We start from the raw sequence: 12,627 nt of genomic DNA on the forward strand, positions 1-12,627 counted from the left end.
ATGCGCAAGATACTCGTCGTCGGAGCCGGCCAGTCCGGTCTCCAGATCGCCCTCGGACTCCAGGCCAAGGGGTACGAGGTCACCCTCATGTCCAATCGGACGGCGGACGAGATACGCACCGGCCGGGTCATGTCCACGCAGGTTATGTTCGACACCGCGCTCCAGTACGAGCGCGACCTCCGGCTGAACTTCTGGGAGCGGCAGGCGCCCAGGATCCAGGGCCTCGGCGTCTCGGTCGCCGCCCCCGACACCTCCCCCGACACCTCCCGCGCCATCGACTGGCTCGGCCGGCTGAAGGGCTACGCCCAGTCCGTCGACCAGCGCGTGAAGATGGCCGGCTGGCTCGACGCCTTCGTGCAGCGCGGCGGGCAGCTGGTCGTCCACGGGGCGTCGGTCGCCGACCTGGACTACTTCTCCCGTGCGTACGACCTGGTGCTCGTCGCCGCCGGCAAGGGCGAGCTGGTGTCGATGTTCGGGCGGGACGCGGCGCGCTCCCCGTACGACGCGCCGCAGCGCGCGCTCGCGGTCTCGTACGTGCATGGGCTCGAACCGCGTCCCGAGCACCCGGAGACGGAGGCCGTGCGCTGCAACCTGGTGCCGGGCGTCGGCGAGCTGTTCGTCATGCCGACCCTGACCCTGTCGGGGCGGGCGGACATCCTGTTCTGGGAGGGCATTCCGGGCGGCCCGCTGGACGTCTTCAACGGGATCAAGGACCCTGCCGAGCACCTGGCCCTGACGCTGGAACTCATGGAGAAGTTCACGCCCTGGGAGTACGCGCGGGCGACGAAGGCGGAGCTCACGGACGCGGGGGCCACGCTCGCCGGCCGCTACACGCCGATCGTCCGCAACCCGGTCGGCCGCCTGCCGGGCGGTGGGCTGGTGCTGGGTGTCGGCGACGTGGTCGTGGCGAACGACCCGATCACCGGCCAGGGCGCGAACTCGGCCGCCAAGTGCGCGGCGTCGTACCTCTCGTCGATCCTGATGCACGGGGACAACCCGTTCGACGAGTCGTGGATGAAGGCGACGTTCGACAAGTACTGGTTCACGACGGGCAAGCCGACGACCCAGTGGACGAACGCGATGCTGGGCGTTCCGCCGGAGCACGTGCTGGGCCTGATCGGTGCGGCCGGGCAGTTGCAGCCGGTGGCGGATCGATTCGCCAACGGCTTCGACAACCCGGCCGATTTCGACGCGTACTTCTACGATCCCGAGGACACGGCGGACTACCTCGCGGAGGTTTCGGCGGGGGTTTCGGCCGAGGTTTCGGCGGGGGCCTCCTCGGCCGAATAGCCGGTGTCGTCGCCCTCCGCCGCAGCCTCGTCGCCCGCCGCGGCCTCTTCGGCCTTGTCGGGCTCCGGCAGCGGCGGTGGGGTGAACTCCTTCAGCGGGGCGGCGCCGGCATCGGGGCGCACGACCCCGAGGAGCGGGTTCGCGGCGATCGGCGAGACCTTGACCTTCGTTCCAGGCCGGGGAGCCTGGATCACCTTGCCCTCCCCGACGTACAGGGCGACGTGCGTGGCCTTGGGGAAGTAGACGACCAGGTCCCCGGGCCGCACCTGGTCGAGCGGCACCTTGGGGAGCCGCTCCCACTGCTCCTGGCTGGTCCGGGGGATCGACCGCCCGGCGTGCGCCCAGGCCTGCGAGGTGAGCCCGGAGCAGTCGAACGACCCCGGCCCCTCGGCGCCCCAGACGTACGGTTTGCCGATCTGGGCGGTGGCGTACGTCAGCGCCGCGCCCCCGGCGGCCGTCGGGGTACGGGCGCTGCCGAGCCTCCCGGAGGCGAGCAGCTCGCGCTGCGCGTCGGCGGTGTTCGCGGCCTCTTGCGCGTCGAGCCGCGTGAGCTGGTCGGGGGTGAGCGAGGCGAGCATCCGCTCGACCTCCTTGAGCTGCCGGGCGACCTCCTCCTTGCGCTCCTTCATCCGGCCGGCCAGTTCCGCCTCGGTGTCCAGGGCCTTGCGGGCGGCGCCGGCGAGCCGGTCGGCCTGCCGGGCGCCCTTGGTCACCCGGGCCAGTAGGGCGGCCTGCCGGGCGCCCTCGCGGGCGAGCAGCCGGCGCTCGTCCAGCACGGCCTGGGGGTCCCCGCTGAGCAGCATCCGGGCGTACGGGGACAGTCCCCGGGCTCCCTGGTACTGCTGCCGGGCCAGCCTGCCGGCGGCGGCCCTCTCGGTGCCGAGGGCGCGGCGGGCCCTGCCGAGCTCGGCGGTGAGCCGGTGCTCCTCGTCCCGGCGGGCCTTGAGGGCGGCCTCGGTGGCGTTGTAGGCCTCGGCGGCCTCCTCCGCCTTCTGGTACAGCCCTTGCAGCCGGGTGAGCAGCACCCCGACGGGCTCGGCCCGCGCCTGGTGCGGCGGTCCGATGGCGACGAGCGCGGCGGCGATGCAGGCGGCCCGGAGCAGCCGTTTTGACATGGGATCACCTCCCGATCGGGACCGCCGATGCTGCCACCCCCGATATGACAAACCCCCCACCGCCACCCCCCACCCCCCCCATCCGGCCCCCCACACCCCCCACCCGGCCCACGCCCCCACCCCCCAACGGGGCACCGGTCCGGCCCCGGGCGGGGAGATCCCATCACGGCCCGCATCGTCTCGCGCGGGGGAGTCGGGCGCGTCGGGCGGTTGGGCCGGGGATGGGCTCGGGTGCGTCAGGGGTGGAGCAGTAGGTACTTGGCCGCTGTGAACTCCTCCGGGGTCAGCGCGCCCTCCCTGGCGAGGGTGGCCAGGAGGGCCAGTTCCGCCGCCAGGCCACCGTGCACCGCCGGTGCGGCGGCCTCAGCCAACTCCGGTTCGCCGTACGGCACCGGCTCCTCCGGAGGTTCGGACTCGGCCAGGTCCGGCTCCTCGTAGGGAACCGGCTCCCCCGGAGGTTCGGCCTCCGCCAGGTCCGGTTCCTCGTAGGCGGCCTCCTCGGGCTCCGCCCAGTCGGCCGACTCCGCCCAATCGGGCCCCGCAGCCCCCGTCTCCGCCGCCTCCTCCCAGTCCGCCGCCGGAGGCACCGGCCCCGCCTCCGTCCACTCCGCCGCCGGAGGCACCGGCACCGGCTCCGTCCCGTCCGCCGCCGGAGGCCACGGTGGTTCGCCCCACGCGCTCGGCGGCACCACCGCCGCCCCGTCCCCCGCGGCCAGCGCATCGGCGGCGAGCGCACCGGCGGCCCGTGCCAGCAGCCCCCGCAGCAGCGGGCGCCCCGCCGGCCTTACCGCCGGCGACACCGTCGTACCCACCGGCCGGATGAACATCAGGCCACCCCCACCCGCTCCGCCGGGATCCGGACCGAGCCGACGATCCGCCCGCCCGCCGCCCGGACGGCGATCGCCGCGTCTTCCGCCCACACGTGCTCCACCAGCAGCAGCAGCGCGCAACTGCCCCGGTTCAGCAGATCCGCCGCCTCCTGCACATCCTCCGGCCCGATCAGCCGCGCGGCCTCCCGGTGCGCCAGCAGGCCCCGTAGCTCCATGAACTCGTCGAACTCCGCCGCCAGCACCTCACCCGCCGCCGTCTTCGTCGTCACCAGCCCGTCGATCAGCCGTACCACCCCGGCCTTGCGGAGCCCCATCACGGCCTCCACCGCCGGCACCCGCAGCTGCTCCTCCGGGAAGGCGAGGACGATGAATTCCACAGGTCCCATGTGCCGCGGCACCCCACTCCTGACCGTTCCGACCACTTCGGACAACACTTCGGCCCACACTTATGACGACTCTTCGGCACACTATGACATAAGCGGACATACGGCCCGCCCGCTTGCTACGTTTCCCCGTATGACCGCTCTGACGGCAAAGGCGGCGGAGCCCGCCCCGCCCCCGCCCCCACCCCCCGACGCCCGCGCCCCCGCGCGGCGCCACGGCGTCGAACTGACGCTGCTCGCGGGCGCGGTCCTCATCTCCGTCCTCGGCTACCTCTCCGTCGGCATCGCGGCCACCGGCCACATCCCCCGCCCAGCCGCCCGCTACGCCGGCGGCCTCGCCGCCGCCGCGCTGCTCGCGCACCTCGCCGTCCGCCTCCGCGCCCCGTCCGCCGACCCGCTCGTGCTCCCGATCGCCTTCCTCCTCAACGGCCTCGGCCTCGTCCTCATCCAGCGCCTCGACGTCACCACCCCCGGCCACCTCACCGCCGGCGATCAGCTGCGCTGGTCCGGACTCGGGCTCGCGCTGTTCGTCCTCGTCGTCGCCCTGCTCCGCGACCACCGCGCGCTCCAGCGCTACGCGTACCTCTCCGTCGCCGCCGCCCTCGCGCTGATGCTCGTCCCGGTGTTCTTCCCGGCCGTCAACGGGGCCCACATCTGGATCCGGTTCGCCGGGTTCTCCTTCCAGCCGGGGGAGTTCGCCAAGATCCTGCTCGCCGTCTTCTTCGCCGCCTACCTGGCCGCCAACCGCACCGCCCTCGCCCTGAACGGCCGCCGGCTGTTCTGGAGGCTGAAACTCCTGCCGGGCCGAGTCCTCGGCCCGATCCTCGCCATCTGGCTGCTCAGCGTCGGCGTCCTCGTCCTGGAACGGGACCTCGGGACCTCGCTCCTCTTCTTCGGCCTGTTCGTCATCATGCTGTTCACCGCCACCGGCCGGATCGGCTGGATCGCCATCGGGCTGCTCCTCGCCGCCCTCGGCGCCTACGCCGTCGGGACCTTCGAGCCGCACGTGAACAGCCGCGTCGACGACTGGCTGAATCCTTTCGCCTCCATCGAGCGCGGCGAGGGCCCCGACCAGCTCGCCCAGTCCCTCTTCGCCTTCGGCGCCGGCGGGCTCCTCGGCGCCGGACTCGGCCACGGCCAGTCCTTCCTCATCGGCTTCGCCGCCAAGTCGGACTTCATCCTCGCCACCGCCGGCGAGGAGCTCGGCCTCGTCGGCCTGACCGCGCTCCTGCTCCTCTACGGACTCCTCGTCTCCCGGGGCTTCCGCGCCGGGCTCGCCCTCCGCGACCCCTTCGGCCGCCTCCTCGCCACCGGGCTCGCCTCGATCATCGCGCTCCAGGTGTTCGTCATCGCGGGCGGCGTCACCGGACTGATCCCGCTCACCGGCATGGCCATGCCCTTCCTCGCCCAGGGCGGCTCCTCCGTCGTCACCAACTGGATCATCGTCGCGCTGCTGGTCCGGCTCAGCGACAGCGCCCGCAGACCCCGGCCGGGCGAAGCGGAGCCCGCGCTTTGATCCGCTACATCCGCTGGTGCGCGTACTTCTGCGCCCTGCTGCTCGTCGCCCTGCTGGTCAACCTCGCCCGCGTACAGATCCGGGAATCCGCCGGCTACGCCGCGAACCCGGCCAACAAACGCCCCGCCATCGCGCGGTACGCGCAGCCGCGCGGGGACATCCTGGTCGACGGGCGGCCCGTCACCGGCTCCCGCGACAGCGGCCAACTGCTGCGCTACGAGCGGACGTACCGCAACGGCCCGCTCTACGCGCCCGTCACCGGATTCTCCTCCCAGACGTACGGGACCAGCTTCATCGAGCGCGCCGAGGACGCCATCCTGTCGGGCACGGACCCGGGGCTCTCCGTCTTCCCGCTCTGGTACGAGCTTTCCCGCGGCCGTCCGCCCGGCGGCGACGCGGCGACCACCATCCGGGCCGGCGCGCAGCTCGCGGCGTACACGGGCCTCGCGGGCAAACGCGGCGCGGTGGCGGCGGTCGAACCGGCCACCGGCAGGATCCTCGCGCTGGTCAGCAGCCCCTCCTACGATCCCGCCCTGCTCTCCGGTACGGGCGTGCGGGTCCAGGAGGCCTGGGCCCGGCTCAACGCGGACCCCGCCAGGCCGATGCTCAACCGGGCGCTGCGCGAGACGTATCCGCCGGGCTCCACCTTCAAGATCGTGACGGCGGCGGCCGCCCTCGACTCCGGCGTGGTCTCCGATGTGGACGCGCCCACCCGGACCCCCGACCCGTACCCGCTGCCCGGGACCAGCACGCTGCTGCCGAACGTGAGCACCGGCTGCGTGGACGCCTCGATGGCGGAGGCGGTGCAGTGGTCCTGCAACACCGTGATGGCCAAGATCGGAGTCCAGGTCGGGCTGCGCGGGATGGTGGAGGCGGCGCGGCGGTTCGGGTTCAACGACGACGACGGGCTGTACGTGCCCGCCTGGGTGTCGCGCTCGAACTTCGACACCGACATGAGCCCGGACCAGCTGGCGCTGTCCGCGATCGGTCAGTTCAACACGAGGGCGACGCCGCTCCAGATGGCGATGGTGGCGGCGGCGGTGGCCAACGGCGGGGAGATCGCGTCACCCCACCTGGTGGAGCGGACCACCCAGGACGACGGGTCCCCGGTCCGGCGCGGCGACCGGCGCAGCCTGGGCCGGGCCATGTCCCCGGGCACGGCGCTGCGGCTGCAGGGGCTGATGGTGAAGGTGGTGGAGAAGGGCACCGGGAAGAACGCGGCGATCCCGGGCGCGGTGGTCGGCGGCAAGACGGGTACCGCTCAGCACGGCGTCGGCAACGCGGGCACCCCGTACGCCTGGTTCATCTCCTGGGCGAAGGCGAAGGGCGCGCCGCTGCCGGCGATCGCGGTGGCGGTGGTGGTCGAGGACGCGGCGGCGCACCGCGGGGACATCAGCGGCAACAGCGCGGCCGCGCCGATCGCCCGGGCGGTGATGCAAGCCGCCCTGTCCGCGCGCGGCACCGGCCCCCCGGCCCGCGGCCGAGACCGCTAGCCGCGGCCCGTGCACTTTCAGCCTCGCCGGCGTTTGAGTGGGGGTCCCCCCGGACGGAGTCTGGGGGAGGGTCCGGGCGGAGCCCGGTGCCCGGCGGAGCCGGGTTCTCCCCCAGCTACCGCTGGGAGGTGCCCCCAGGGGCTCCGCCCCTGACCCCGCGCCTCAAACGCCGGCGAGGCTGGAGTTGCCACGGCCCGGCCCCCGCGCAGGCGTGCCCGCCGGAGCCGGACACGCGTTACCCCTCGGCGCCGTCCGCGATCGCGGCGCGGACCTCGGCGACCCGGTCCCGCTCCTCGGCCGCGAACCGCTCGCGGTCCAGGGCCTCGGCGATCTCCTCGTCCTGGCGCATCAGCCGGTCCAGGTTGGAGTCGCCCATCTCGAAGACGCCCATCTCCACGTACGCCTTCTGCAGCCGCTCGCCCCACAGCCCGATGTCCTTCACGCACGGCACGATCCGGCTGAACAGCAGCTTCCGGAACAGCTGCAGGAACTCGTTCCGCTCGGTGAACTCCCGCGCCTCCTTCCTCGAAACGCCGAAGTTCTCCAGTACCTCGATCCCTTGGAGCCGGTCCCGCATCAGGTAGCAGCCCTCGATCACGAACTCCTCGCGCTCACGCCGCTCGGCGTCCGTCAGCTGCCGGTAGTAGTCGCGCAGCGCCATCCGCCCGAACGCCACGTGCCGGGCCTCGTCCTGCATCACGTACGCGAGGATCTGCTTCGGCAGCGGCTTGTCGGTCGTATCGCGGATCATCCCGAACGCGGCCAGCGCCAGGCCCTCGATGAGCACCTGCATGCCCAGGTACGGCATGTCCCAGCGGGAGTCGCGCAGGGTGTCGCCGAGCAGTCCCCGCAGGCTGTCGTTGATCGGGTAGAGCATCCCGACCTTCTCGTGCAGGAAGCGCCCGAAGATCTCGGCGTGCCGGGCCTCGTCCATGGTCTGGGTGGCGGAGTAGAACTTCGCGTCCAGGTCCGGCACCGACTCCACGATGCGCGCCGCGCACACCATCGCGCCCTGCTCACCGTGCAGGAACTGGCTGAAGTTCCATGCCGTGTAGTGCCGGCGCAGGTCCCCTTTGTCCTTCTCGGTGAGTTTGGACCAGTGCCGCGTGCCGTAGAGGGTCAGGGACTCGTCCGGGGTGCCGAGCGGGTTGTACGGGTCCACTTCCATGTCCCAGTCGATGCGCTTGGCGCCGTCCCACTGCTTGTCCTTGCCCTTCTGGTACAGGGCGAGGAGCCGCTCGCGTCCGTCGGCGTACTCCCAGCTGAAACGGGCCGCGCCGGAGGCCGGGACCTGCCAGACGCCCTCGCCCGGGCTGTTGGTGTAGAGATCGTGCGTCGACACTGACGCCCCCTCGTCTCACGTACTCCGGTACAGGACTGGACAGTTGGCAGGGTCACACGTTGGTAGACAGCGGGTCAACAAGTCGTGCGCGGGGGATTGACGACCTTGCTGACAAGCAGTCTCATAACCAGGGACCGCAGCGGCGACCGCTGGTGACCCCGGAAACAAGGGCGAGGTGCCCCCGCCATGACGACCACGACCGACCGCAACACAGATGGCACGGACCGCACGGATCGCCGGGTCCCGCAAGACGCGCTCGGCCCCCTCAAGGACCGCGAACACGTCGCCGAGCGACTGCTCGAATCCTCGGCCAAGCACTCCTTCGACCCGGACAAGGAACTCGACTGGGACGCCCCTATGGTCGACGGCGCGTACTACTGGCCGCCCGAGCTGCTCTCGCTCTACGGCACCCCGCTGTGGAAGAGGATGGGGGAGGAGCAGCGCATCGACCTCTCCCGCCACGAAGCGGCCGCCCTCGGCTCCCTCGGCATCTGGTTCGAGATCATCCTGATGCAGCTGCTCGTACGGCACATCTACGACAAGTCCCTGACCAGCAACCACGTCCGCTACGCGCTCACCGAGATCGCCGACGAGTGCCGCCACTCGATGATGTTCGCCCGCATGATCCAGAAGGCCGGCGCCCCCGCGTACCCGGTCTCCCGGACCCACCACAACCTCGCCCGCGTCCTCAAGACCGTCTCCACCACCCCGGGTTCCTTCGCGTGCACCCTCCTCGGCGAGGAGATCCTCGACTGGATGCAGCGCCTGACCTTCCCGGACGAGCGCATCCAGCCGCTGGTCCGCGGCGTCACCCGGATCCACGTGATCGAGGAGGCCCGGCACGTCCGGTACGCCCGCGAGGAGCTGCGCCGCCAGATGCTCACCGCCCCGCGCTGGGAGCAGGAGCTCACCCGGATCAGCTGCGGCGAGGCGGCCCGCGTGTTCTCCCTGGCCTTCGTCCACCCCCAGGTCTACGAGAACATCGGCCTCGACCGGCGCGAAGCCGTGGCCCAGGTGAGGGCGAGCGGCCACCGGCGCGAGGTCATGCAGACGGGCGCCAAGCGCCTCACCGACTTCCTCGACGACATCGGCGTCCTGCGCGGTGTCGGCCGCAAGCTCTGGCAGAGCTCGGGACTCCTCGCCTGAACCACATGAGGTGGGGCTACCCTGCGGACATGACCGTACGCGTACGCGCCTACCGCAGGCTGAGCGTCGAGGAGCGGCGAGCCCAACTCCTCGACTCCGCCCTGTCGTTGTTCGCGCACCGGGCGCCGGAGGAGGTCTCGCTCGACGATGTCGCCGAGGCCGCCGGCGTCTCGCGCCCGCTGGTCTACCGCTACTTCCCCGGCGGCAAACAGCAGCTCTACGAGGCGGCCCTGCGCTCGGCCGCCGACGTCCTGGAACTCTGCTTCGCCGAACCCCAGGCGGGCCCGCTCACCCAGCGGCTCTCCCGGGCCCTGGACCGCTACCTGGCCTTCGTCGACGAACACGACGCGGGCTTCGCGGCCCTGCTCCAGGGCGGCAGCGTGGTCGAGACCTCCCGGACGACGGCGACGGTGGACGGCATCCGCCGGGCCGCGGCCGACGCGATCCTCCTCCACCTCTCCGTGCCCGCGCCCGGCCCCCGCCTGCGCATGATGGTCCGTACCTGGATCACGGCGGTCGAGGCGGCGTCCCTGATCTGGATCGACGAGGGCAAGCAGCCGGCCGTCGATCAGCTGCGGGACTGGCTGCTGGACCAGTTCATCGCCCTGCTCACGGCGACGGCGGCCACCGACCCGGAGACGGCGGCCGCCGCGCGGGCCGCGTTGGCGCTGGAATCGGCGGACGGCCCGGTCGGGGTCCTGGCCCGGCGGGTGATCCCGGTGGTCTCCGAGGCGGCCCACCTGCTGTGACACTGGGTGGGTGAGAAGCCAAGACACCCCGTTCGAGGGCGGCCCGATGGACGGGCGGGTCCTCCCGATCCTCCTCGGCCCGACCGGGCACCCGCCGAAGTGGTACGAGATCCCGGTCCCGGACCCGGACGGCGGCCCGCCCACGGTCCTGCTCTACGAGCGGGTGCCGTCGGGCTACTCGAAGCGGCTGCACCTCCAGAAGGGGTGGAAGTACGCCTACGCCCCGTCGGGCCGGAAGCCGAAGCCGCGCTGGCCGTGGACCAAGCCGACGCCGTCTTAGACGGATTCCGGTCTTGTGACCGCCCCCGGCGAGGGCGTGCGTACCGGCCGCGGGACGGGTGTCGCCGACCCAGGAGGACAGCCGCCCGTCGGGCTGGAGCGCGGCGTGCAGCTCGCCCGCGCCACCCCGGGCGGGCACACCGCCGCGGCTGGTGAGGGTGGCGACCGTGGCGCCGTCGCGCAGGATGACCGCCTGGTACGCGTTCCCCGCGACCCGGTAGACCTGCGCCGTGGACACGCCGTCCGCGAGGGCGAGGCGCTTGACCAGGGCCCGCTGCGGCGCCGCGACGGCGGTGGAGGCGGACGATGCGGACGAGGCGGAGCCCGCCGGCAGTCCTTCGGCGAGGGCCGCGGCGGTGGGCAGCACCAGCAGACTTCCGGCGCATGCGGTCACGGCGGCGGCGCGTGCGAGGGTGCGGCGGCTGACGGCGCGGCTGAGGGCACTCACGGCGATCCTTCCGTACTCACCCGGGGGATTGCCGTGCGCCGCCCGGGCTGCTCCCATGGACGGCGGGGGTGAGGGCGATGCGGGGGCTCAGAGTTCTGCCGAGCGGCCGGCCCGGTCGCGGCCGGCTGTACGTGAATCTGCCCGACGGCCAGGCGGTGGCCTGGTACGACCGGGAGACCAACCGGATCAGCGTCATCGCGGAGCGGCACCGCGAGGCGATCCTGGTGGTGCTGCGCCCGTACCTGCACCGGGGCTACACGGTCGGCCCGCCCGCCGTCCCCACGGCGGCGGACCTGCGCCGCCTCGCCCTCCCGCCGGACGAGGACCTGGCCCCGAACCGCCCGGGCGAGGCCCTGCTGGGCGAGCTGGCCCACGGCTCGGCGGGCGCGAGGGTCCGGCACCGGCTGCGCCAGGAGCTGCTGGCCCAGCAGCGGATGGGCGAGGAGCTGGACGCGCTGGAGTCGGCGGACTGCCGGGTCCTGCACGCCGTCCCCTTGGCCGGGGCCGGGTTGATCGACCACCTCGTGATCGGGCCGACCGGGATCCTCTGCGTCCGCACCGTCCCGGGCCGCCGCCAGCGCGCGGCCGTCGGGGACCTCCTGCTCACGGTGGGCCGCGCCGAACCCCGCCAGGACCCCCGCTGGATCCGCCGGGCGGCCACCCGCGCGAGCCGGGCCCTGGCGGCCCCGGTGACTCCCGCGCTGGCCGTGGTCGACGCCTCCCGCGTCGAGGTGGCCCCCACGGTCCGCGACATCCGCGTCCTCCAGCCGGCCACGGCCCTTCCGTACCTCGTCGATGCCCCCACGACCCTCAAACCCCCGGACGTCGACGCCCTGTTCACGCTCGCCCGCGACCGCCGCACCTGGACGGGATGAGACCACCTGGAAGGCCTGGAAGGGGGCGATTTCGTTCGGGCCGGCCACGATCCCGGTCCAGCTCTTCACGGCCACGGAGGAGCGTGTGGCGCGGGAGTGGGGCCGGGTTCAGGCGGAGGCCCGCTTGGTGGTCTTCTTGGCCGCGGTCTTCTTCGCGGTGGCCTTGGCCGTGCTCTTCGTAGCGGCGGTGGTCTTCTTCCCGTCGGCTTCCTTCGGTGATGCGGTGGCCTTCTTCGCCGCGGAGCCCGTCGCCTTCCTGGCCGGCGCCGCCTTCTTCGCCGGGGGCTTCTTCGCGGTCTTGCGGACGGGCAGGGTCCGAACCTCGGCCTCCGTCTCCTGCGCAGCACCCCGCTTCCCGCGCGACTCCTTGGCCGCGCGGACGCTGTTCTCCAGGGCGGCCATGAGGTCGATGACCTTGCCGCCCGTCGGGGCGGCCTCCTCTTCGCGCGGTGGCTCAACACCCTGGAGCCGGGCTTCGATCACCTGCTGGAGGGTTTCCTGGTACTCGTCGTGGAGCGTGGACAGGTCGAAGTCCTGGGACAGCATGTCCATGAGGGACCTGGCCATCTGCAGTTCCTGTGGGCGGATCTTGACCTCTCCCTCCGGCGCGACACCGGCGGCAGGCCGGACCTCGTCGGGCCAGAGACAGGTCTGCAGCACGAGCGTGTCCTCGTGCACCCGGAGCACGGCGAGCGACTCCCTCGACCGGATGGCGATCTTCGTGACAGCGATCTTTCCGGATTCGGTCAGGGCCTCTTTGAGCAGGGCATAGGGCTTGTCTGCCGCGCGATCGGAAGTGCCGACGTAGTAGGCCTTGGAGAACATCAGCGGATCGATGGTCTCGGCATCGACGAAGGCCAGCACGTCGATGAGCTTCTTGCTGGGGAGGGGGAGATCGGCGAGGTCCTCGTCCGACAGCATGATCATGCTGCCATCCGGGGTTTCATAGCCCTTGGTGATCTCTTGGTACGGAATCTCGACGTCCTCGGCTTCGCATACGCGCCGCAGCCGCACCCTGGAGCCGTCCTTCTCGTGCACCTGGCGAAGCGGGATGTCGTGCTCCTCCGTGGCCGTGAAGAGCTGGACCGGGATCGTGACCAGCCCGAACGAAATGGCCCCCTTCCAGGTCGCTCTCATACCGGCGCTCCTTCCCTGGGACCC

At 72.4% G+C, this 12,627-nt stretch carries 12 protein-coding genes; 7 read left to right on the plus strand and 5 right to left on the minus strand.

What is annotated here, in order from left to right:
• The gene (locus MTF65_RS26080) at nucleotides 1-1,290 is read left to right on the plus strand and encodes a styrene monooxygenase/indole monooxygenase family protein (RefSeq protein WP_243631406.1); all 1,290 of its coding nucleotides are present in this window, start codon (nucleotides 1-3) and stop codon (nucleotides 1,288-1,290) included.
• Here MTF65_RS26080 and MTF65_RS26085 read toward each other — a convergent pair.
• The 3 genes from MTF65_RS26085 to MTF65_RS26095 form a co-directional block, all read right to left on the minus strand.
• Nucleotides 1,224-2,405, minus strand: a complete 1,182-nt coding sequence (locus tag MTF65_RS26085; RefSeq protein ID WP_243631407.1) for a C40 family peptidase — start codon at nucleotides 2,403-2,405, stop codon at nucleotides 1,224-1,226. The two genes, MTF65_RS26080 and MTF65_RS26085, sit on opposite strands and share 67 nt — an antisense overlap.
• A 236-nt stretch (nucleotides 2,406-2,641) precedes the next feature.
• Nucleotides 2,642-3,232: a hypothetical protein gene (locus MTF65_RS26090; protein ID WP_243631408.1), complete on the minus strand. Its 591-nt coding sequence runs from the start codon at nucleotides 3,230-3,232 to the stop codon at nucleotides 2,642-2,644.
• Nucleotides 3,232-3,621 (minus strand): DUF6325 family protein, encoded by a 390-nt coding sequence (locus MTF65_RS26095; RefSeq protein ID WP_243631409.1) that lies wholly within the window; start codon nucleotides 3,619-3,621, stop codon nucleotides 3,232-3,234. The genes MTF65_RS26090 and MTF65_RS26095 overlap by 1 nt, the downstream gene beginning before the upstream one ends.
• A 130-nt stretch (nucleotides 3,622-3,751) precedes the next feature.
• Here MTF65_RS26095 and MTF65_RS26100 point away from each other — a divergent pair, with 130 nt between their 5' ends.
• Together MTF65_RS26100 and MTF65_RS26105 are read left to right on the plus strand one after the other, a co-directional pair.
• Complete coding sequence (locus MTF65_RS26100) at nucleotides 3,752-5,134, plus strand: FtsW/RodA/SpoVE family cell cycle protein (protein ID WP_243631410.1); 1,383 nt, start codon at nucleotides 3,752-3,754, stop codon at nucleotides 5,132-5,134.
• Entirely contained in the window at nucleotides 5,131-6,627 is a 1,497-nt protein-coding gene (locus MTF65_RS26105) for a penicillin-binding transpeptidase domain-containing protein (RefSeq protein WP_243631411.1), read from the plus strand. The genes MTF65_RS26100 and MTF65_RS26105 overlap by 4 nt, the downstream gene beginning before the upstream one ends.
• A gap of 235 nt (nucleotides 6,628-6,862) precedes the next feature.
• Here the strand turns inward: MTF65_RS26105 and MTF65_RS26110 are convergent, their stop codons facing one another.
• The gene (locus MTF65_RS26110; protein ID WP_243631412.1) at nucleotides 6,863-7,969 is read right to left on the minus strand and encodes a ferritin-like domain-containing protein; all 1,107 of its coding nucleotides are present in this window, start codon (nucleotides 7,967-7,969) and stop codon (nucleotides 6,863-6,865) included.
• A 186-nt stretch (nucleotides 7,970-8,155) separates the two neighbouring features.
• Between MTF65_RS26110 and MTF65_RS26115 the strand changes: the two genes are divergently transcribed.
• From MTF65_RS26115 to MTF65_RS26130, 4 genes are all read left to right on the plus strand, one after another.
• Entirely contained in the window at nucleotides 8,156-9,115 is a 960-nt protein-coding gene (locus MTF65_RS26115; protein WP_243631413.1) for a diiron oxygenase, read from the plus strand.
• Nucleotides 9,116-9,144: 29 nt separating this feature from the next.
• Nucleotides 9,145-9,864 carry a TetR/AcrR family transcriptional regulator gene (locus MTF65_RS26120; RefSeq protein ID WP_243631414.1) on the plus strand — a complete coding sequence of 240 codons (720 nt, stop codon included), beginning with the start codon at nucleotides 9,145-9,147 and terminating at the stop codon, nucleotides 9,862-9,864.
• Nucleotides 9,865-9,874: 10 nt separating this feature from the next.
• Nucleotides 9,875-10,144: a hypothetical protein gene (locus tag MTF65_RS26125; protein ID WP_243631415.1), complete on the plus strand. Its 270-nt coding sequence runs from the start codon at nucleotides 9,875-9,877 to the stop codon at nucleotides 10,142-10,144.
• 524 nt (nucleotides 10,145-10,668) lie between these two features.
• A complete protein-coding gene (locus MTF65_RS26130; RefSeq protein ID WP_243631416.1) occupies nucleotides 10,669-11,466 on the plus strand; it encodes a nuclease-related domain-containing protein in 798 nt (265 codons plus the stop codon).
• A gap of 108 nt (nucleotides 11,467-11,574) precedes the next feature.
• Here MTF65_RS26130 and MTF65_RS26135 read toward each other — a convergent pair whose 3' ends face one another.
• Nucleotides 11,575-12,603, minus strand: a complete 1,029-nt coding sequence (locus tag MTF65_RS26135; protein ID WP_243631417.1) for a Ku protein — start codon at nucleotides 12,601-12,603, stop codon at nucleotides 11,575-11,577.
• Between the last annotated feature and the right edge of the window lie 24 nt (nucleotides 12,604-12,627).

The sequence above is a fragment of the Streptomyces sp. APSN-46.1 genome (assembly GCF_022815725.1).
In the GTDB taxonomy this organism is placed as follows: domain Bacteria; phylum Actinomycetota; class Actinomycetes; order Streptomycetales; family Streptomycetaceae; genus Streptomyces.